Origin of the sequence: Stutzerimonas urumqiensis (assembly GCF_003640395.1) — a bacterium.
GTDB lineage: Bacteria > Pseudomonadota > Gammaproteobacteria > Pseudomonadales > Pseudomonadaceae > Stutzerimonas > Stutzerimonas urumqiensis.
Genome location: NZ_RBZQ01000002.1, coordinates 477,016 through 497,447 on the forward strand (window position 1 = coordinate 477,016; position 20,432 = coordinate 497,447).

General features: G+C 65.7%; 18 protein-coding genes and 1 pseudogene. 9 read left to right on the top strand and 10 right to left on the bottom strand.

Translation table 11 applies throughout. The features are described from left to right. Window positions 1-18 precede the first annotated feature (18 nt). A complete protein-coding gene (locus D7325_RS05600; protein WP_120994544.1) occupies window positions 19-3,078 on the top strand; it encodes a multidrug efflux RND transporter permease subunit in 3,060 nt (1,019 codons plus the stop codon). A 10-nt stretch (window positions 3,079-3,088) separates the two neighbouring features. Here D7325_RS05600 and D7325_RS05605 read toward each other — a convergent pair whose 3' ends face one another. From D7325_RS05605 to D7325_RS05625, 5 genes are all read right to left on the bottom strand, one after another. Further along, window positions 3,089-3,319, bottom strand: a complete 231-nt coding sequence (locus D7325_RS05605) for a hypothetical protein (RefSeq protein WP_120994545.1) — start codon at window positions 3,317-3,319, stop codon at window positions 3,089-3,091. 195 nt (window positions 3,320-3,514) lie between these two features. After that, window positions 3,515-5,155, bottom strand: coding sequence for a chaperonin GroEL (groL, locus tag D7325_RS05610; RefSeq protein ID WP_120994546.1), 1,641 nt, complete (start codon window positions 5,153-5,155; stop codon window positions 3,515-3,517). Between the two features lie 47 nt (window positions 5,156-5,202). Then, the gene (locus tag D7325_RS05615; protein ID WP_120994547.1) at window positions 5,203-5,496 is read right to left on the bottom strand and encodes a co-chaperone GroES; all 294 of its coding nucleotides are present in this window, start codon (window positions 5,494-5,496) and stop codon (window positions 5,203-5,205) included. A 299-nt stretch (window positions 5,497-5,795) separates the two neighbouring features. Then, on the bottom strand, window positions 5,796-6,272 hold the full coding sequence (locus D7325_RS05620; protein ID WP_120994548.1) for an FxsA family protein: 477 nt from the start codon (window positions 6,270-6,272) through the stop codon (window positions 5,796-5,798). A 118-nt stretch (window positions 6,273-6,390) separates the two neighbouring features. Next, complete coding sequence (locus D7325_RS05625; RefSeq protein ID WP_120994549.1) at window positions 6,391-7,107, bottom strand: HugZ family pyridoxamine 5'-phosphate oxidase; 717 nt, start codon at window positions 7,105-7,107, stop codon at window positions 6,391-6,393. Between the two features lie 80 nt (window positions 7,108-7,187). On the opposite strand from D7325_RS05625, the gene D7325_RS05630 reads away from it, so the two are divergent. Beyond that, window positions 7,188-7,946 (top strand): SDR family oxidoreductase, encoded by a 759-nt coding sequence (locus tag D7325_RS05630; RefSeq protein ID WP_120994550.1) that lies wholly within the window; start codon window positions 7,188-7,190, stop codon window positions 7,944-7,946. A gap of 48 nt (window positions 7,947-7,994) precedes the next feature. Here the strand turns inward: D7325_RS05630 and D7325_RS05635 are convergent, their stop codons facing one another. Beyond that, on the bottom strand, window positions 7,995-9,002 hold the full coding sequence (locus D7325_RS05635) for a DUF481 domain-containing protein (protein WP_120994551.1): 1,008 nt from the start codon (window positions 9,000-9,002) through the stop codon (window positions 7,995-7,997). A 119-nt stretch (window positions 9,003-9,121) separates the two neighbouring features. Between D7325_RS05635 and D7325_RS05640 the strand changes: the two genes are divergently transcribed. Together D7325_RS05640 and D7325_RS05645 are read left to right on the top strand one after the other, a co-directional pair. Further along, complete coding sequence (locus tag D7325_RS05640) at window positions 9,122-9,472, top strand: MGMT family protein (RefSeq protein ID WP_120994552.1); 351 nt, start codon at window positions 9,122-9,124, stop codon at window positions 9,470-9,472. Window positions 9,473-9,512: 40 nt separating this feature from the next. Continuing rightward, window positions 9,513-11,213, top strand: a complete 1,701-nt coding sequence (locus D7325_RS05645; RefSeq protein WP_120994553.1) for an AmpG family muropeptide MFS transporter — start codon at window positions 9,513-9,515, stop codon at window positions 11,211-11,213. Here the strand turns inward: D7325_RS05645 and D7325_RS05650 are convergent. Both D7325_RS05650 and D7325_RS05655 read right to left on the bottom strand, forming a co-directional pair. Continuing rightward, on the bottom strand, window positions 11,210-12,043 hold the full coding sequence (locus tag D7325_RS05650; RefSeq protein WP_120994554.1) for a mechanosensitive ion channel family protein: 834 nt from the start codon (window positions 12,041-12,043) through the stop codon (window positions 11,210-11,212). The genes D7325_RS05645 and D7325_RS05650 overlap by 4 nt on opposite strands. Window positions 12,044-12,115: 72 nt before the next feature. Continuing rightward, window positions 12,116-12,595, bottom strand: a complete 480-nt coding sequence (locus D7325_RS05655; protein WP_120994555.1) for a YajQ family cyclic di-GMP-binding protein — start codon at window positions 12,593-12,595, stop codon at window positions 12,116-12,118. Between the two features lie 218 nt (window positions 12,596-12,813). Between D7325_RS05655 and D7325_RS05660 the strand changes: the two are divergent. The 5 genes and pseudogenes from D7325_RS05660 to D7325_RS05680 all read left to right on the top strand — a co-directional run. Further along, a pseudogene (locus tag D7325_RS05660) lies at window positions 12,814-13,782 on the top strand (GGDEF domain-containing response regulator); the annotation flags it as partial. Then, window positions 13,775-14,695 carry a putative 2-dehydropantoate 2-reductase gene (locus D7325_RS05665; RefSeq protein ID WP_245962016.1) on the top strand — a complete coding sequence of 307 codons (921 nt, stop codon included), beginning with the start codon at window positions 13,775-13,777 and terminating at the stop codon, window positions 14,693-14,695. The pseudogene D7325_RS05660 and the gene D7325_RS05665, both read left to right, overlap by 8 nt. 103 nt (window positions 14,696-14,798) lie before the next feature. Next, window positions 14,799-16,826 carry a HAMP domain-containing sensor histidine kinase gene (locus D7325_RS05670; RefSeq protein WP_120994558.1) on the top strand — a complete coding sequence of 676 codons (2,028 nt, stop codon included), beginning with the start codon at window positions 14,799-14,801 and terminating at the stop codon, window positions 16,824-16,826. 3 nt (window positions 16,827-16,829) lie between these two features. Then, window positions 16,830-17,411 carry a cob(I)yrinic acid a,c-diamide adenosyltransferase gene (locus D7325_RS05675; protein ID WP_120994559.1) on the top strand — a complete coding sequence of 194 codons (582 nt, stop codon included), beginning with the start codon at window positions 16,830-16,832 and terminating at the stop codon, window positions 17,409-17,411. Continuing rightward, window positions 17,404-18,426 carry an ion transporter gene (locus D7325_RS05680; protein ID WP_177431778.1) on the top strand — a complete coding sequence of 341 codons (1,023 nt, stop codon included), beginning with the start codon at window positions 17,404-17,406 and terminating at the stop codon, window positions 18,424-18,426. The genes D7325_RS05675 and D7325_RS05680 overlap by 8 nt, the downstream gene beginning before the upstream one ends. Here the strand turns inward: D7325_RS05680 and D7325_RS05685 are convergent, their stop codons facing one another. Together D7325_RS05685 and D7325_RS05690 are read right to left on the bottom strand one after the other, a co-directional pair. Then, a complete protein-coding gene (locus D7325_RS05685) occupies window positions 18,427-19,176 on the bottom strand; it encodes an alpha/beta hydrolase family protein (protein WP_120994560.1) in 750 nt (249 codons plus the stop codon). It lies immediately after the preceding gene. After that, window positions 19,163-20,290 (bottom strand): DUF3182 family protein, encoded by a 1,128-nt coding sequence (locus D7325_RS05690; RefSeq protein ID WP_120994561.1) that lies wholly within the window; start codon window positions 20,288-20,290, stop codon window positions 19,163-19,165. Before D7325_RS05690 ends, D7325_RS05685 begins: the two co-directional genes overlap by 14 nt. Window positions 20,291-20,432 lie beyond the last annotated feature (142 nt).

The window sequence follows — 20,432 nt, forward strand, 5'->3', positions numbered from 1 at the left end:
GAGATAGGAAACAGACTCATGGCACTGACCGATCCTTTCATCCGGCGCCCCGTGCTGGCGACCGTCGTCAGCCTGCTGATCGTGCTGCTGGGCTTCCAGGCCTTCACCGAACTGAACGTGCGCCAGTATCCGCAGATGGAGAGCGCACTGATCACGGTGACGACCGCCTACCCCGGCGCGAATGCCGAGACCATCCAGGGCTATATCACCCAGCCGTTGCAACAGAGCCTCGCGAGCGCCGAGGGCATCGACTACATGACCTCGGTGAGCCAGCAGAACGTCTCGCTGATTTCGGTCTATGCCCGCATCGGCGCCGACACCGACCGGCTCTACACCGAGCTGCTCAGCCAAGCCAACGCGGTCAAGAACCAGTTGCCGGCCAACGCCGAAGACCCGGTGCTGAACAAGCAGGCGGCCGATTCGACGGCGCTGATGTACGTCAGCTTCTACAGCGACGAACTCAGCAACCCGCAGATCACCGACTACCTGTCGCGCGTGGTGCAGCCCAAGCTCGCCACCTTGCCGGGCATGGCCGAGGCGGAAATCCTCGGCAACCAGGTGTTCGCCATGCGCCTGTGGCTCGACCCGCTGAAGATGGCGGCCTACGGTATTTCCGCGGACGACGTGAACGAGGCCGTGCGCGCCTACAACTTCCTGTCGGCGGCGGGCGAGATCAAGGGCGAGTACGTAGTGACCGCCATCAATGCGCAGACTGACCTCAAGACGCCCGAAGCCTTCGCCGCGATCCCGATCAAGACCGAAGGCACCAGCCGGGTGCTGCTTGGCGACGTCGCACGCATCGAGATGGGCGCCGAGAGCTACGACGCCGTCAGCTCGTTCAATGGCATTCCGTCCGTCTACATCGGCATCAAGGGCACGCCGAGCGCCAACCCGCTGGACGTGATCGCCGAGGTTCGCAAGGTGATGCCGGAGATCGAGGCGCAGTTGCCGCCGGCCTTGAAGGCGACGATCGCCTACGACGCCACGCGTTTCATCCAGGCCTCGATCGACGAGGTGGTGAAGACGCTGTTCGAGGCAGTGGCGATCGTCGTAGTGGTGGTGTTCCTGTTCCTCGGCTCACTGCGTTCGGTGCTGATACCGGTGGTGACCATCCCGCTGTCGATGATCGGCGTGCTGTTCTTCATGCAGGCGATGGGCTACTCGATCAACCTCCTGACGCTGCTGGCGATGGTGCTGGCGATCGGGTTGGTGGTCGACGACGCCATCGTCGTGGTGGAGAACATTCACCGTCATATCGAGGAAGGCAAGACCCCGACCCAGGCCGCCCTCGATGGCGCGCGCGAGATCGCCATGCCGGTGGTCTCGATGACCATCACGCTCGCAGCGGTGTACGCGCCGATCGGCTTTCTCGACGGCCTGACCGGCGCATTGTTCAAGGAGTTCGCGCTCACGCTGGCCGGCGCCGTGATCATCAGCGGAATCGTCGCGCTGACCCTGTCGCCGATGATGTGTTCGCGCCTGCTGCGCCACGAGGTGAACGAGCATGGCTTGGCGCACCGCCTCGACCAGCTCTTCGACCGTCTGCAGCAGCGCTATCGCCGCGCCTTGCATGGCACGCTCGACACGCGGCCGGTGGTGGTGGTGTTCGCCCTGATCGTGCTGGCCCTGATCCCGGTGTTCCTGATGTTCACCAACAGCGAACTGGCACCGGAAGAGGACCAGGGCATCGTTTTCATGATGGCCAACGCGCCCAAGCCGACCAACCTGGATTACCTGAACGCCTACACCGATGAGTTCCTGGAGATCTTCGAGTCGTTCCCGGAGTACTACTCCTCGTTCCAGATCAACGGTTTCGATGGCGTGCAGAGCGGCGTCGGCGGCATGCTGCTCAAGCCGTGGGACGAGCGCGAGCGCACGCAGATGGAAATACTGCCGCAGGTCCAGGCCAGGCTCGATCAGATTCCCGGGTTGCAGATCTTCGCCTTCAACCTGCCCTCGCTGCCGGGCACCGGCGAGGGGTTGCCGTTCCAGTTCGTGATCACCACGGCGAACGACTACGAGTCGCTGCTGCAAGTGACCGAGCGCATTCGCGAGCAGGCCCAGGCCTCGGGCAAGTTCGCCTTCCTCGACGTCGACCTGGCGTTCGACAAACCGGAGATCGTGGTCGACATCGATCGCGAAAAAGCCGCGCAGATGGGCGTCTCGATGGAAGACATCGGCACGACCCTGAGCACGCTGCTCGGCGAGAGCGAAATCAATCGCTTCACCGTCGACGGCCGCAGCTACAAGGTGATCGCCCAGGTCGAGCGGTCGTACCGGGACAATCCCGGCTGGCTCGACAACTACTACGTGCGCAACGAACGCGGCGAGTTGCTGCCCCTGGCCACGCTCGTCACCGTTCATGACCGTGCCCGGCCTACCCAGCTCAAGCAATTCCAGCAGCTCAATGCCGCGATGATCCAGGGTTTCCCGATCGTCAGCATGGGCGATGCGATCGACACGGTGCGCAGCATCGCCGAGGCGGAGGCGCCCCAGGGCTTCACCTTCGACTACGCTGGCGCGTCGCGGCAGTACATCCAGGAGGGCAACGCCCTGTTCGCGACCTTCGCACTGGCGCTGGCGATCATCTTCCTGGTGCTCGCCGCGCAGTTCGAGAGCTTCCGCGATCCACTGGTGATTCTGGTCACGGTGCCGTTGTCCATCGCCGGCGCGCTGGTTCCGCTGTTCCTCGGCTTCTCCAGCATGAACATCTACACGCAGGTAGGACTGGTCACCCTGATCGGCCTGATCAGCAAGCACGGCATCCTGATCGTGGAGTTCGCCAACCAGCTGCGTCGCGAGCAGGGGCTGGGTATCCGGCAGGCCATCGAGGAGGCGGCGGCGATTCGGCTTCGTCCGGTTCTGATGACGACCGCCGCGATGGTGTTCGGCATGGTTCCGTTGTTGCTCGCCAGCGGTGCCGGTGCGGTGAGCCGGTTCGACATCGGCCTGGTGATCGCCACCGGCATGTCGGTGGGCACGCTGTTCACCCTCTTCGTACTGCCGACCGTCTACACCTTCGTGGCGCACCGCGACGAGACCGTCGGCAAAACGAACGAAGTACAGACGCCTGCATGACGCCGAGCGCTCAGCCGCGCGAGCCCATCCCCTGCGACAGGCTGTAGATGAACAGCAGCAGGTCTTGATCAGGACGCACGCTCGCCTCGGGCTGGCGAGCAAGCGGCGGAACGGGGCACAAGGCCATGCCGCTGGACGCGCTGATCACCCCCGCGTCCGGCTCGCTCCATTCGGCCGCGCAATAGGAGGCAAGACCCAGCGCGCCGATCAGGAAGGCTCCTCGCACGATGTCTAGCTTCATGTCGCAAGCTCTTGTTTTTGGATGGGTCAGCTAACCCTAGAGTAGCGTTGGCGGTTACGCCCACAGACCCGACAAACGGTATAGCCGCTTGGCAAACCCGGCAGCCCGCTACCCTGCAGCAGACGCGTTACAAACGCATGACCCAAAAAAAAGCCCCGCACGACGCGGGGCTTTTTTACGCCAGGAGTGCTGGGCTTACATCATGCCGCCCATGCCACCCATGCCGCCCATGTCCGGCATGGCCGGGGCCGGCTTGTCTTCCACGATCTCGGCGACCATGGCTTCGGTGGTGATCATCAGACCGCCGATCGAAGCTGCCGCCTGCAGCGCGGAGCGAGTGACCTTGGCGGGATCGAGAATACCCATCTCGATCATGTCGCCGTACTCGTCGGTCGCCGCGTTGAAGCCGTAGTTGCCCGAACCCTGCTTGACCTTGTCGACCACCACGCTCGGCTCGCCACCGGCGTTGGCAACGATCTGGCGCAGCGGGGATTCGACGGCGCGACGCAGCAGTGCGATACCGACGTTCTGGTCTTCGTTGGCGCCCTTGAGCTCGGAGATCGCCTGCAGCGCGCGCACCAGGGCCACGCCACCGCCAGGTACCACGCCTTCTTCGACGGCTGCACGGGTGGCGTGCAGGGCGTCTTCGACGCGGGCCTTCTTCTCTTTCATCTCGACTTCGGTACCGGCACCGACCTTGATGACCGCCACACCGCCGGCCAGCTTGGCCAGACGCTCTTGCAGCTTCTCCTTGTCGTAGTCGGAGGTGGTTTCCTCGACCTGCTTGCGGATCTGGGCGACGCGCGCCTCGATGTCGCCCTGCTGACCGGCGCCGTCGATGATGGTGGTGTTTTCCTTGTTCAGGACCACACGCTTGGCGTTACCCAGGTGCTCGAGGGTAGTGGTTTCCAGGCTCAGGCCGACTTCTTCGGAAATCACGGTACCGCCGGTGAGGATGGCGATGTCCTGCAGCATGGCCTTGCGGCGATCGCCGAAGCCCGGCGCCTTGACCGCAGCGACCTTGACGATGCCGCGCATGTTGTTGACGACCAGCGTAGCCAGGGCTTCGCCTTCGACGTCTTCGGCCACGATCAGCAGCGGACGGCCAGCCTTGGCGACGGCTTCCAGCACCGGCAGCATTTCGCGGATGTTGGAGATCTTCTTGTCGACCAGCAGCAGCAGCGGGTTGTCCAGCTCGGCCACCATGGTGTCCGGCTTGTTGATGAAGTACGGCGACAGGTAGCCGCGATCGAACTGCATGCCTTCGACGACCGACAGTTCGTTCTCCAGGCCCGAGCCTTCTTCGACGGTGATGACGCCTTCCTTGCCGACCTTCTCCATCGCTTCGGCGATGATCTGGCCAATGGACTCGTCGGAGTTGGCGGAGATGGTGCCGACCTGGGCGATGGCACGGCTGTCGGCGCACGGCTTGGCCAGGTTCTTCAGTTCGGCGACGATGGCGATGGTGGCCTTGTCGATGCCGCGCTTGAGATCCATCGGGTTCATGCCGGCAGCGACGGCCTTCAGGCCTTCGTTGACGATGGCCTGAGCCAGGACGGTGGCGGTGGTGGTGCCGTCACCGGCGGCGTCGTTGGCCTTGGACGCAACGTCCTTGACCAGCTGGGCGCCCATATTCTCGTAGCGATCCTTCAGCTCGATTTCCTTGGCGACGGAAACGCCGTCCTTGGTGATGGTCGGAGCGCCGAAGCTCTTTTCCAGCACCACGTTGCGGCCTTTCGGGCCGAGGGTCGCTTTGACGGCGTCTGCCAGCACGTTCACGCCAACCAGCATTTTCTTGCGAGCGGAGTCGCCAAACTTGACTTCTTTAGCAGCCATTTCGATTGATCCTCAATCCTGAATTATTGAACGGAGATTCCGAAGAATCAGGCCTCGACGACGGCCAGGATTTCGCTCTCGCCCATCACCAGCAGGTCTTCGCCGTCGACCTTGACGGTGTTGCTGCCGGAGTAAGGGCCGAATACCACCTGATCACCGACCTTCACGGCCAGCGGACGCACTTCGCCATTGTCGAGCACACGGCCGGTGCCGACGGCTACGACTTCGCCACGATTCGGCTTTTCGGCAGCGGAGCCCGGCAGGACGATGCCGCCTGCGGTCTTGGTTTCTTCTTCGCTGCGACGAATGACGACGCGGTCATGCAGAGGACGAAGCTTCATTGTCGATCTCTCCTATTGAGTGGTTACTGGCCGATGCGCCGTGCATCGGCAGGTTGGCAAAGCCGGCCGGGGCCGGGCGCGATCCGCCAGGCGGACCGCAGAAAACGGACTGTCGGACGACAGCGACCTTTCGGTGTCCGCTACATGCGGGCAGGCCAGAGCATTTCAAGGGCGTCGAACAAAATTTTTTATCCGGCTCAGGCAGTTTTCCTGACCGTCGGCGCGCTCCGAGCGCCGGCGTCGCGCCCAAAAAAGAACCGGCCGCTCGAAAGCGGCCGGCTTCTGGGTGAGATGGCGGATCAGCGGTCCTTTCGCTCGTACTCGCCCTCGATCACGTTCGGCCGCTGTATCGGCGGACGCTCGCCGGCTCGCGGATCGAAGCCCGCGTCATCGCCCTGGGTGTAGATGCCGCCCTGGCGAACGCGGCTTTCCACACGGCGCCGAGCCGCGCCGATCAGCCAGCGCCGGGTCGGCGGAAACAACAGGAACAGCGCGGCCAAGTCGCTGAGCAAGCCGGGCAGTATCAGCAATCCGCCGCTGACGGCCATCAGCAAGCCCTGGAGCATCTCCTGCTCGGGCAGCTCGCCGCGGGCCAGCCGCTCGCGCGCACGCCAGGCCGTGGCGAAGCCGGCAAGGCGCAGCAGCATGACGCCCGCCAGGCCGCTGAGAACCAGCAACAACAAGGTGGCGAAGACGCCGATCGAGCTGCCGACCTTGATCAGCACCGCCAGCTCGATGGCGGGAAAAAGCAGGAACAGAAAAAGAAAAATACGCATCACGGACCTTTGACGGAAGAACGGCTTCCGGAAGTCTCAAGGTGGCGGTCGCGAACCGGCTTTTCAAGCAGGACGCTCGACCCAGCTGTAACGGAATCATGCAGAGCGGCACGACTGTTCAGGCACAAGGCCATGACGACGCCTTCGCCAGGGCGACCAGCGCAGCACGGACGGCTCCCGGGTTGTCGCACGGCGCGGGAAAGGCGAGCCAATGGACGGCGGCGCCGATCCGCAGGTGAAAGCCCTCGCTGTCGATACCGACCATCCGCGCCGGCACATGCTGCGGCAGGCCGGCCAGTTGCACGTAGTGGGCGATGGCGGCGGCATGATCGTCGTTCATGTGTTCGATCATCGAGGCTTCGGCCGGACCGGCGAAGGGATTGGCCAGGGTTATGTCATCGAGCCAGCGGATCTGCCCGAACCCGCCGATGAAGCGCCAGCGCACGGGTGAGAGCACCCAGAAATCGAAGTCATGGACCCGGTGGTAATCCTGCGCGTCGGGAAAGTAGCGGTAGTAGCGCTGGGCCGCGGCTTCGATGGCCGCCGGATCGACCAGTTGCCTGGCATCGGCGAGCAGCGTCAGCCGGCCGGCGGCCTGCACGTCTTCGGCATGCCGCTCGCCGACCAGCAGCGAACAGCGGCCATCGGCCTGCAGATTGTGGGTGTGCTGGGCCAGCCGACTGATCAGCAGCAGCGGCCGTCCGGCGGCGTCCAGGCAGTAGGGCACGACCGATCCGAACGGATAGCCCGGCAGCGCCTTGGAATGCGTGCCGAGCACGCCCTGGTATTCCTTGAGCAATAGGACTCGTGCATCCTTGACCGCCTCTGCGCTCACGCCGTGACTCCTTTTCGTTCGCTGGTCATGGGACGAGAGAACCGCGTGGCGCTCCCTTTGGTTCGACATGAGGACACGACATGCAGCTCGAAGACAAGGTCATCATCATCACGGGTGGCGGCCAGGGGTTGGGCCGCGCGATGGCCGAACACCTGGCCGGCCAGCGGGCACGCCTGGCGCTGGTCGATCTCAACCAGGAGCGGCTGGACGAAGCCGTCGCGGCCTGCGAGGCCGCCGGCGGTCAGGCACGCGCCTATGTGTGCAACGTGGCGGACGAAGCGCAGGTGGTGAGCACCGTGGCGCAGGTGGCGAGCGACTTCGGCGCGATCCACGGCCTGGTGAACAACGCCGGCATCCTGCGTGATGGCCTGCTGCTCAAGGTGCGCGATGGCGAGATCACCAAGCTGAGCCTTCAGCAGTGGCAGTCGGTCATCGACGTCAACCTGACCGGGGTCTTCCTGTGCACACGGGAAGTGGCAGCCAAGATGGTCGAGCTGAAGAACGAAGGCGCGATCATCAACATTTCGTCGATTTCGCGTGCCGGCAACATTGGCCAGACCAACTACTCCGCCGCCAAGGCTGGCGTGGCGGCACTGACCGTGGTGTGGGCACGTGAGCTGGCGCGCTATGGCATTCGGGTCGCGGGCGTGGCGCCCGGCTTCATCGAGACCGAGATGACCGGCAGCATGAAGCCCGAAGCGCTGGAAAAGATGACGGCGGGCATTCCGCTGCGCCGCATGGGCCGGCCGCAGGAGATCGCTCACTCGGTGGCCTACCTGCTGGAAAACGACTATTACAGCGGACGCATCCTCGAACTGGACGGCGGCCTGCGCCTGTAAGGTCCGTTCGCGAAGCGGGTCATGAGCCCGCTTCGTGCATCGCCGCGCTTACCAGCCCACGCCGAAGCCGATGGTGTAGCGCGTCTCGTCGAGGTCGCCTTCCGAGCCGCTGACGAGGTCCTTCTCCGCCTTCATGTTCAGCGAGGCCCAATCGGTCACGCGGTAACGCAGCCCGAGCTCCGAATCGAGCGAATAATCGGCGACATTCGACAGCGGCTTGCCGAGTTCGCCGGTGCTGAACAGCTCGAACGTCTTGCCGACCAGGTAGCGGTTGTAGTCCCACTTGATGGCCAGCGAGTAGAAGTTTTCCTTCTCGCCGGTGGCGAACAGGTAGTCGGAACGGTTGAACAGCGACGCCAGCGAGAAAGCGCCGAGCTCGTTGTCCCAGAACTGGTAACCAGGGCCGGTACCGATGGTGCGCTGGCGGGCAACTTCCTCGACGTGGTCGCGCTTGTAATCCAGCCGTCCCTGCCAGAACCAGTGCTCGTCGATGAAGCGGTCCAGCGCGTACTCGGCTTCCCAGTTGTGGGTCGTGGTGACGCCGTCCTGGTATTCGCGGTTGTAGCTGGCCTGGGCGTTATGGCGCCAGAGCCCGTGCTTGGCCTCGGTATCGAACGAGACGTCGTAGTCGTCGGTGTTGGTTTCGGCGCGTTTGTAATCCAGCGCGACGTCGACATTGCCCTCCCACGTGAAGTCCTGGATCAGCGGCTTGGGATGGATCAGCTGCGAAATCGACGCCAGCGGCACCGTTCGTGACTCGCTGCCGTTGCCCAGCTTCACCTGCCCCTCGTCGGCCGCGCTCAGCGAGCGCGAGAGTTCATCCTGGGGCGAACCATGAAACTCGACCACCAGCGGCCGGTCGCTCTCCAGCGTGGCGACCTGCTTCCAGGCGATCGGGATCGACCCGCCGTATTCGGTTTCGATCAGCAGTTTGCCGCCATCGAGGACCGCGATCTTGCCGGTCAGCCGATCGCCATTCTTCAACCAGACGGTATCGGCGAGCGCAGGCAGTGGCAGGGCGGCGAGGGTCAGACAAAAAAGGCTTCTGGCATACATGAGGTAGGCTTGCGTCCGATGAAAAGGGCGGCATTATCCGCAGGCTCGGGGTGACGGCAACCACTGACCACCAGACGGGAGGCAAGTTCGCCCGAGCCCGTTTCCGGGAGGACTCACCGATGCGCCAGAACCCTGCCTCAGATCTCGAAGCCGATGCGCGCCGTTCCGCCGTCTACGCCCTGCTTGCGCAGGTTCCCAGCGGCCGCGTCGTGACCTACGGCGAGCTGGCGAGCCTTGCCGGTCTCGGACGAGCGGCACGCTGGGTCGGGCGGCTGATGTCCCAGTTGCCCGACGCCACCACCCTGCCCTGGCACCGCGTGGTGGCGGCCGGCGGCAGGCTCAGCATGCCGGCCGGCAGCCCCGCCGGGCACGAGCAGCGCGCCCGCCTGCGGGCCGAGGGCGTGACGGTCGTCAATGACCGGGTGGACATGCGTCGGCACGGCTGGCAATCGACGGGATACAGCGGGTAGAGTGCGGCTTCCGCGTTCCAACCCGACAGATCCGAGCCGTATGTCACGAGAAACCTGGCGCGATGCGCTCGCCGCCTATGCCAGCCCCGCCACGCTCGCCCTGCTGCTTCTCGGATTCGCCGCCGGCCTGCCGGCCGTTCTGGTCTTCTCGACCCTGTCGGTCTGGCTGCGCGAAGCGGGCGTCTCGCGCGAGACCATCGGGTTCGCCAGCTGGATCAGCCTCGCCTACGCCTTCAAATGGGTCTGGTCGCCGATGCTCGACCAGTGGCGCCTGCCCTGGATCGGCGCGCTCGGCCGGCGACGCTCCTGGCTGGTGCTGTCCCAGGCGCTGATCGCCGCCGGCCTGATCGGCATGGCGCTGTGCAACCCGCAGCACAACCTGACGATGCTCATCGCCTTCGCCGTGGTGGTGGCGTTCTCCTCCGCGACGCAAGACATCGCGATCGACGCGTACCGGCTGGAGATCGTCGAGGACCGCCTGCAAGCCACGCTGGCGGCGAGCTACATGACCGGTTACCGGATCGCCATGCTGCTGGCCAGTGCCGGCGCCCTGTTCCTCGCCGAATGGCTAGGTGCGACCGCCCTGGAGTACGACCAGCGCGCCTGGATGCTGACCTACCTCGCCTTTGCGCTGCTGATCGTGCCCGGCCTGCTGACCAGCCTGGCGATCCGCGAGCCGGTGGCCGCGGCACCGCTACCCAACGCGCCGGCCGAATTCACCTTCAACCATCAGCTCGCCGCGGTGGGCCTGCTGCTGGTGCTGCTCATCTCGGTCCCGGCGATGATCAACGCGCTGATCGCGCTCGCCTGGCCGCGCGCAACGCTCTATGCGCTGTTCATTGCCGGCTCGCTATCCTCGGGCGGTCGCGCGCTGCTGATCCCGGTCCGACTGATTTTCCGCCAGGCGCGCGAACGTCACCGGCCGGCGCACTTCGATTTCGCCCACCAGGCCGTCTCGGTGATCGTGCTGATCATCCTGCTGGTCTCCACCACCGGCATGTTCCAGTCCTATTACGGCGGCTACTGGCCACGCGGAACCATGTACCTGCTGATCTGCCTCGGCTGCCTGTCGGCGCCGGGGCGGATTCTCATGGGACCGGTGCTGACGCCCATCACCGATTTCGTGCTCCGTTATCGCTGGCAGGCGCTGCTGTTGCTGGGGCTGATCGCGACCTACCGGATGTCCGACACGGTAATGGGCGTGATGGCCAACGTCTTCTACATCGACCAGGGGTTCTCGAAGGACCAGATCGCCAGCGTCAGCAAGGTGTTCGGGCTGATCATGACCCTGGTCGGCGCCGGCTTCGGCGGCCTGCTGATCGTCCGATTCAACATCCTGCCGATCCTCTTTCTCGGCGGCTTCGCCTCCGCCGCCACCAATCTGCTGTTTCTCATGCTCGCCGGAATGGGCGCCAACGTGCAGATGCTGGTGGTCACCATCTCGTTCGACAATTTCAGCGCCGGCCTGGCCTCGACCGCCTTCGTGGCCTACTTGTCGAGCCTGACCAACCTCAAGTTCTCGGCCACCCAGTACGCGATGCTGAGCTCGCTGATGATGCTGCTGCCGCGCCTGCTCGGCGGCTATTCCGGCGTCGCCGTGGAATACCTCGGCTACCGCCATTTCTTCCTGGCCACGGCACTGCTCGGCATCCCGACGCTGGTGCTGATCGCCTGGCAGTGGGGCAAGACGCGCAAAGCCAGCGCCGACGCCCCGTCAGCGCTGGAAACCGGCAAGCACTAGAGAGCGGGCGCCTGGCGCACGTGCAGCACGCGCTGCGGGAAGGGAATCTCGATGCCCGCCGCGGTGAGGCGCTCTTTCGCCAGTTCGGTGAATTCGAACGTCACCGGCCAGAAGTCCCCGGTTGCAACCCACACCCGTAGCGACAGGTTGACGGTGCTGTCGGCCAATGCCGTGACGAACACCGCCGGCTCCGGGTCGCGCAACACACGGGCGTCCTGGGCGAGGCCCAGCAGTACTTCCCGCGCGCGCTTGATGTCGCTGTTGTAATCGATGCCGATGTTGATGTCGGCGCGACGCGTCGCCTCGCGCGAATAGTTGGTGATGATGCCGTTGGACAGGCTGCCGTTGGGCACGATGACCGTCTTGTTGTCGCCGGTCTTGAGCGTGGTATGGAAGATCTGGATGCCCGCGACGCTGCCGCTCACGCCTTGCGCCTCGATCCAGTCGCCGACGCGAAAGGGGCGGAACAGCAGGATCAGCACGCCGCCGGCGAAGTTCGACAGACTGCCCTGCAAGGCCAGGCCGACCGCCAGACCGGCCGCACCGATCATCGCGATGAACGACGCGGTCTCGACGCCCGCCATCGAGGCCACGCTGATCAGCAGCATCGCCTTGAGCGCGATCGCCGCCAGGCTGCCAACGAAGCCGTGCAGGGTCGGGTCCACCTGGCGCCGCTGCAACAGCGCGCCGACCTTGCCGGTCAGGCGGTTGATCAGCCACCAGCCTACCAGCAGGGTCAGCAGCGCCAAGGCGATCTGCGCGCCGTACTTCACCACCAACGGCAGCCAGGCGTCCGACAGGCTGACCAGGTAATCGATGCTTAACTCCATGAGGCACTGCTCCTATCAACGAAAAAACAGGGCCACCGCCGCCGAAGGCGATGGCCTCGCGACACCACTCGATCAGTCGCGGAAGTTATTGAACTGCAACGGCATGCCGAAATCCTTGGCGCGCAGGGTTGCGATCGCCTCCTGCAAGTCGTCGCGCTTCTTGCCGGTGATGCGCACCTGCTCGCCCTGGATGGCGGCCTGGACCTTGAGCTTGGTGTCCTTGACGTGCGCGACGATCTTTTTCGCCAGCTCCTTGTCGATGCCTTCGCGCAACGCCACGTCCTGCTTCACGGTCTTGCCGGAGGGATAGGCGTCCTTGATCTCCAGGCACTGGATGTCGATCTTGCGCTTGACCAGGCTCAGCTTGAGGATTTCCAGCATCTGCTCCAGCTGGAAGTCCGCCTCGGCGGTGAGATGGACCGTCAGTTCCTTGAGTTCGAAGCTCCCTTTACCGCGCAGATCGTAGCGGCGATCCAGCTCCTTGATGGCGTTGTCCACGGCGTTGGTGACTTCGTGCTTGTCCAGCTCGGACACCACGTCGAACGAGGGCATGCGATATCTCCAGATTGATGAGCGGCGCCGCGCGATACGCGCACGGACGCCTGGCTTGACGATTGAATTGCGCGCTCATTATAACTGCTCGACTTGACGACGCCCGACCGCAGGGACGATGCAGGTCAGCCAGCGCTCGTACAGGCGTTGCCGCCCGCGCACCCTCCCCGGCTCGATTAACATGGCTCGTCGCCACGCCTTTCCCATGCAGAGCCAGCCCCATGCCCAATCCGCAACTGAGCATCCTGGTGGTCGATGACGCCAAGTTCTCCAGCGCCATGATCGGCCGCGCGCTGTCGCAGGCCGGCTACCAGGACATCCGCTTTGCCAGCAGCGCCGCCGGTGCCCTCGCACAGCTCGAGGAACGCCCCGCCAGCGTACTGTTGGCCGATTGGCTGATGCCTGAAATGGATGGCCTCGAGCTGACCGCGCGCGTGCGCCAGCTCGACGAGATGACCGATCACTACACCTATATCGTGCTGCTCACCGGGCGCGAGGGCGACAACATCCTGGGCGAAGCCTTCGATCACGGCGTGGACGACTTCATCAGCAAGTCGGCGATAAACGAGCAGCTCGTGCCTCGCGTCTTCGCCGCCGATCGGCTCTGCGGCACCCTGCAACGGCTGCTGCAGGAAAAGCGCCTGCTCACCCAGAACATCGCCAGCCTCGAGCAGCGCAACCTGGTCGATCCGCTGACCGGCCTGGGCAATGCCCGCTACCTGGCACAGAAGCTCGCCGACAGTCTCCGGCAGATCGAGTACCGCGGCAGCGCCCTGTGCTACCTGCTGATCGGCATCAACGACGCGCAAACGCTGCGCCAGCGCCACGGCGAGGCCTTCTACCACGAACTGCTGCACGGCATCGCCCGGCGACTCCAGCAACTGGTGCGCCCGCTCGACGTGCTCACCCGGCTGGACGATGACCGCTTCGCCCTGATCACGCTGCTCGATGACTTGCAGGAATGCGCGCCGAGCAGCTTCAAGCGGCTGCATGAAGGGCTCAATCTCAAGGCGTTCAAGACCAGCGAAGGCTTCGTCACCGTCAAGGCGGCCATCAGCCTGGTCGGTCTCGATGCCAAGGCACTGCCGGTCGAAGCGAGCGCCATCCAGGCCCAGGCCGCCGCGCTGCTGCCCGACGCGCAGGCCAGCGGCCGCATCGCCTCGCAACGCCTGCCCAGCCGTGGCTGAAACGACCTGGCACATCCTCGGCGCCGGCAGCCTCGGCAGCCTGTGGGCCACCCGCCTGGCGCGCGCCGGCCAGCCCGCCACGCTGATCCTGCGCGACGAGGCCCGACTGTCGCGGTACCGGGCTTGCGGCGCTCTCGAATTGGTCGAGCCAGACGGCACCTCACGCTGGGCCTTGCCCGCCGAGACCGCCGCAGCCGACACGCCCATCCAGCGCCTGGTCGTCGCCTGCAAGGCCTACGATGCCGAAGCCGCCGTCGCCTCGATCGCCCACCGGCTCGCGCCCGGCGCCGACCTCCTGCTGCTACAGAACGGCATCGGCAGCCAGCAGGCCATCGCCGAGCGGTGGCCCCTGGCGCATTGCATATTCGTGTCCAGCACCGAGGGCGCCTACCTGCGCGGCGATCATCAGGTGGTGCACGCGGGGCGCGGTCACAACTGGCTCGGAACTCCAGCCAGCGAGGCCGAGCCCGCCTGGTGCACGGCGCTGTCGACCTCTGCGATACCCGCGACCTGGACGGGCGATATCCTCGACCGGCTCTGGCGCAAGCTCGCCCTCAATTGCGCGATCAACCCGTTGACCGTATTGCACGATTGCCGCAACGGCCTGCTACGCAACCACGAGGGCGAGGTGAATGCCCTGTGCGCCGAACTGGCGGACCTGCTCGCCGCCACCGGTCACCCGGCCGCCGCCTTCGGCCTGCGGGATGACGTCTGGCGGGTGATCGATGCCACCGCGAACAACTACTCGTCGATGTATCAGGACGTCGCGCGACGGCGCAGGACCGAAATCGCCTTCCTGCTCGGCCAGGCGTGTCGGCAGGCCGACACGCACGACCTCCCGGTGCAGCGCCTGCGGGCCGTTCACGCTCGCCTGCGAACGCACCTGCGCGCGCTCGGTTTGCCGGACGACTGACACGCCATCTACCCTCGCCTTCGGCGTCGTCCCGCTTGCGATGCCGGGCACCTAACCGATTACCGGGCGGTCGAACGTCCGCTCGCCTCGCACAGAAACGAACATGAGCCTACGCCAGCGTCTCAAGAATCTGCCCGTCGGCCACAAGCTGCTGGTCGCCCTGCTCGTGCTGCTGGCCGCCGTGTTGCTGGTGGCCAACCTCGCCTTCATCAGCGCGGCGTACTGGATTTCCCGCCAGAGCGTCGCGCCCCAGGCGATGCACACGCTCGGCGCGCTCTTCGCGACCGAGGAGCTGAGCGCCGCCGCGATGGCCTCGCGCGGATCGGCCAACGCCCTGTTGCAGCGCCTGGAGAGCTACGCACCCTTGCGCGCGGCCCGCCTGTACGACCCGCAGGGCCAGCCGTTCGCCGAATTGCAGCGGGGCGATCCGCTGGAACTGCCGGAGCGGCTCGAGGATTTCAAGCGCTGGCACGGGCAAGAGTTTCGCGCCAACCTGATGGTCGAACTGCCCCAACCGCAAGGACCGCCGGCCCACCTGCTGCTGGTGGCCACCAGCGAACTGCCCGATGCGTTCTACACCGGCACCCTCACCGCCAGCCTCGGCATTCTGGTGGTGTGCCTGCTGCTTTGGGTGGTGGTCGCCGGGCAGATCCGCAACCTCATCACCCGGCCGATCCGCGACCTGGAGCGGCTGTCGCGGCAGGTGACGCACGACGAGGACTACTCGCTGCGCGCGCGCCCGCGCAACCATGACGAGATCGGTCACCTGGCCGACGCCTTCAACACCATGCTGTCACGCATGGAAGCGCGCGAAAGCCAGCTCAAGCGCGCCCGCGACGACGCACAGGCGGCCTTCGATCATGCGCGCGGGCTGGCCGAGGAGACCCGCAACTCCAATCGCAAGCTGGAGCTCGAAGTGCAGGTCCGCAGCAAGATCGAGCGCAAGCTGACGGGCTTCCAGAACTACCTCAACAGCATCATCGACTCGATGCCCTCGGCCCTCATCGCGCTCGACGAGCAGCTCTACGTCACCCAGTGGAACCAGGAAGCCAGCGCGCTTTCCGGCACTCGGCTGGATGACGCGCTGAACCAGCCGGTCTTTCTCGCCTTCGAGCCGCTCAAGCCCTTTCTCCAGCAGATCCGCCGTACCGCCGAGCGCCATACGGTCGAGAAGATCGAGCGGGTCACCTGGCTGCGTGACGGCGAGCCGCACCACTACGCACTGACGTTCTACCCGCTGATGGGCAGCGGCGGCCGCGGCGTGGTGATCCGGATCGATGACATCACCGAGCGCATCCGCATGGAAGAAATCATGGTGCAGTCCGAGAAGATGCTGTCGGTCGGCGGGCTCGCCGCCGGCATGGCACACGAGATAAACAACCCGCTCGGTGCCATCCTGCACAACGCGCAGAACATACGCCGACGCCTGTCGCCGGCGCTCGACCGCAACCGCGAGGCGGCCGAGCAGACCGGCGTGCAGCTCGATGCGGTCAACGAGTACCTCAACCAGCGCCAGATTCCGCAGCTGCTCGACGGCATCCAGCAGGCCGGCGCGCGGGCGACCAAGATCGTCACGCACATGCTCAGCTTCAGCCGCATGAGCAACCGCCAGCTCGCCGAATGCCAGATCAGCACCCTGATCGACCAGGCCATCGAGATCGCCGGCAACGACTTCGATCTTGCCGAAGGCTTCGACTTCCGGGCGATCCGCATCGAGCGCGACTTCGACCCCCGGATCGACCGCGTCCCCTGCATCGGCAATGAACTCGAACAGGTGCTGCTGAACCTGTTCAAGAACGCCGCGCAGGCGATCCACCAGCGTGCCGACCGCGGGCAGGGTCGCATCGTCATACGTACGCGGCTGGCACCGCCGTGGGTCGAGATCGAGGTCGAGGACAACGGCGGCGGGATGCCCGAACACGTGCGCAAGCGCATCTTCGAGCCGTTCTTCACCACCAAGGAGGTCGGCCAGGGAACCGGACTGGGGCTTTCCGTCTCGTATTTCATCATCACCAACAACCACAAGGGCCAGATGCAGGTGCAGTCGCGCCCCGGCCAGGGCACGGCGTTCACGCTCCGCCTGCCGCTGGGCGCGCCAACCGATGCCGAGTGCCCGCCGACGATCGAGTGAACCATGGGTTACCGCCTTTCGAAGATCTACACACGCACCGGCGATACCGGCCAGACCGGCCTGGCCGATGGCCGTCGCGTCCCGAAGGACCATCCGCGCATCGAGGCGATCGGCGAGATCGACATGCTCAACAGCCAGCTCGGCCTGCTGCTCGCCGAGCTGGCCACGGCACAGCTCAGCGCGCCGGCCCTTGGCGAGGTGATCGAAGCGCTCGGCCCGTGCCAGCATCGGCTGTTCGATGTCGGGGGCGAACTGGCGATGCCCGACTACCAGGCGCTGCCTCAGTACGAAATCGACCGTATCGAAGGCCTCATCGACCGCTGGAACGATGAGCTCGGCCCGCTGACCGACTTCATTCTGCCGGGCGGTTCGCGTGCGATCGCCCAGGCTCACGTCTGCCGCAGCGCGGCCCGAACGGCCGAACGCTGCTGCCAGCGACTGAATGCCGAGGAGCCGCTGCGCGCATCGCCGCTCGCCTACCTGAACCGCCTGTCGGACCTGCTGTTCGTCGCCGCACGGCTGATCGCACGGCGCCAGGGACTGCCGGAAATCCTCTGGCAACCGGCCGGGGCGACCGATGCCTGAGGTGCCGCGCGACACGCGCCGCCGGGAGGGCCTGCATGCCGCCTGGGAAGGCTTCATCGTCGCGCTGGTCGTCATCAACCTCGCCCTGATCCTGTTCGACAGCCTGTTCTCCCTGGCCTTCGTCGCCTCATCGCTGGAGCGCTGGCTGCCGACCCTGACGCGCTTCTATGCCGAGCGCATCCACACACGCTTCGCGCTCATCGACCTGGGCTTCGTCGCCATCTTCATCGCCGACGTGCTCATCGGCTGGGCCGTGGCGATCTATGAACGCCGCTATGCGCGCTGGTACTACTACCCCTTCGCCCATTGGTACGACGTGCTCGGCTGCATCCCGCTGGCCGGCTTGCGCTGGCTGCGGGTGCTGCGGGTCATCGTGCTGGCGGTGCGCTTGCAGCGGCTCGGCCTGATCGACATGCGCCGCTGGGCGCTGTACGGCTTCGTCAACCGCTACTACCAACTGCTGCTCGAGGAGTTGTCCGATCGCGTCATGGTCAAGCTGTTCACCCGCCTGCAGCAGGAGATCGGCACCACCGACGATCTCGCCCGGCGGCTGGTCGACGAGGTCGTACGGCCACGCAAGGAGCGCGTGCTGGCCGACGTTTCGCGACGCCTGCAGGCAATGGTGGAAAGCGGTTATCGCGACAACCGCGGGGCGATCGAAGGCTACGTCAGCCACCTGATTCACACCGCCCTGGCGGAGAACCCCGAAATCCAGCGCCTGCGCCGTTTGCCGCTCGGCGACCGGGTAGCCGAAACCCTCGACGACGCGCTCGCCGATATCGCCCGTCGCCTCATTCAGGCTGGCGTCGACGGGTTGCAGGGGCCAGCCTTCCAGGCGCTCGCGGGCAACCTGTCCGAGCGCTTCTTCGAAGGCTGGCTGCAACGGGACGAGGAGACCGACCTGGCGCTCGAGGAGCTGCTGGTCGACATCATCGAGGTCCTCAAGCAGCAGATTCTGGACCGGCGCTGGAGCGCCTTCGTCGGGCCACCGCTGCCGCCCTCCCCGCCGCGCTGATCAGCGCACCTCGCCCACGCGGGCGCCGATGATCATCTCCGAGGCCCAGTTCACCAGCAGCGAGGTATAGGCCTTCTGGTGGCAGTCGTCGGACAGCGCGTGGTCAGCGCCGTCGATGATGCGATGGGTCAGCGAGTGGGTGCGGGAAAACGCCGCCCGGTAGCTCATGATGGCCGGATGCGGGACGAAGGTATCGTGCTCGGATTCGACGATCAGCACGTCGCCCGTGAACTCGGCGCAGGCACGCAGCGCACGGTTCTCGGCCGCCGGCACGCGCGTGCTGCGGTATTGCCGGAGCCCTTCGCGGTCGAGATCGCGCTTGGCCACCGTCCAGTCGTCATCGCGATAGAGCGCCGGCACACGCAGGGCCAGCCAGCGCACCGGCCGCAACGAGGTCAGGATCGCCGACAGGTAGCCGCCATAGCTGGTGCCGACGACGGCGATCGCCGAGGGGTCGATGTCCGGGTGTTCCACCAGCAAATCGTATGCGGCGAGCAGATCGCGCAGGTTGTGCTCGCGGTTCACCGTTTTCTGCTGGGCGATGGTCTCGCCGTGCCCGCGCAAATCGAACGATAGGCAGACGCACCCCAGTCCCGCGATGCCGCGCGCGCGATCCAGATCGCGCTCCTGGCTGCCGCCCCAGCCATGGACGAACAGCACGCCCGGCATCTTCGCCTCCGGGCTGAGAAAGGTTCCGGCAATACGCTCCTGGTCGACGAGAATCTCGACCGGTCGGCTATAGGTCGTCATGGGGTTTTACCGTCGCGCACTTGGTGATGAAACCGACTTCGGCGTCCTCGCCGCGAAACAGGAGGGTCGCGCCGGGCGGCGGCTCCGCCTGGCTCCCGTACAGCTCGAAGGACGACGCCTGCACCGCACGCAGCCCGGGATCGGCCGCGAAGGCCTCCAGCGCGGCGATCTCGGCGCTCGACGCCCCGCCGATTCGCCAGGATTGCTCCAGCACGCCGGAGCGTGGCTGCCCTTCGCCATCCATGCCTTCGGCAATGTCGTAGTTGCGCCGCGAAGCCAGCAGTCCGGGGTAGCACGCGATGGCCGCCTCGTCGTACGCCTGCGCCTGCGAGACCGCCAGTCGTGTGCGCTCCGGCAGCTCGATGTCGAGCAGCGCGTCGAAGCCGCCGCGCACCACCACCAGGTCGGACCCGCCATAGACCTGCTCGCCCCGGTTGTCCGGGCTGAGCCGCTGGGTGCCGTAGTAGGTGGCGATCTGTCCGCCGACCCGCACCTGGCCGACGCTGAAGGTCGTCACATGCTCCAGATTGTCTTCGAGCACCAGGCCGCAGGCGGCCAGCTCGTGCGTGTCGAGCGCTTGCAGCGCCTGTTCCAGCTCATCGCGATTCTTGAAGGTCACCTGCCCGCGCCCGCCGGTCGCCCGCACGGGCTTGAGCCGCGCCGCACCGTGCTCCAGCAGGCGCAAGCCCGCTTCCCGCGCATCGGCCAGGGAGAAGGCGGTGAATCCGGGCAACACACTGTCAGTGACCCGATCGGTGAACGCGTGCGACCAGCCGCGTGGCGCGCTCGCCTGCGGCCCGATCAGCGGATGGGTGATCGCCTTGGTTTCGATGAAGGGCTCGGGCACCAGCCCGCCGAACAGATCGAGCTCGCTTGCCAGGCCTAGCGCCTGGGCCTGTTCGCTCCCGACGAGCGTGCCGGATGGCACCACGTACAGCCGCTGGGCATAGCGCTCGCCCGGCCGGTACTGGCCGATGAACTCGATGCCGAGCAAGGCCGCGATGCGCTGCGCCAAGGCCCGGTGGACGGCAGTTTCGTGTTCCGGCTCGCGGGACCGGTTCGGATAATGGACGACGGCCTCGGGGACCGCTCGGGAAGACTCCCGTTCAGGCATGGGTACTGTCGCTCCTGATGGCACGGGCGCTATGGCCCGTCGATTGGCGGACTTCGCCGTTGCAGGGTAGACAGCATCGAGTGGCGGACGATCCTCCGTTCTGCCGGCTGGCATTGCCGGTGACCGGGCATGAAAAAACGCA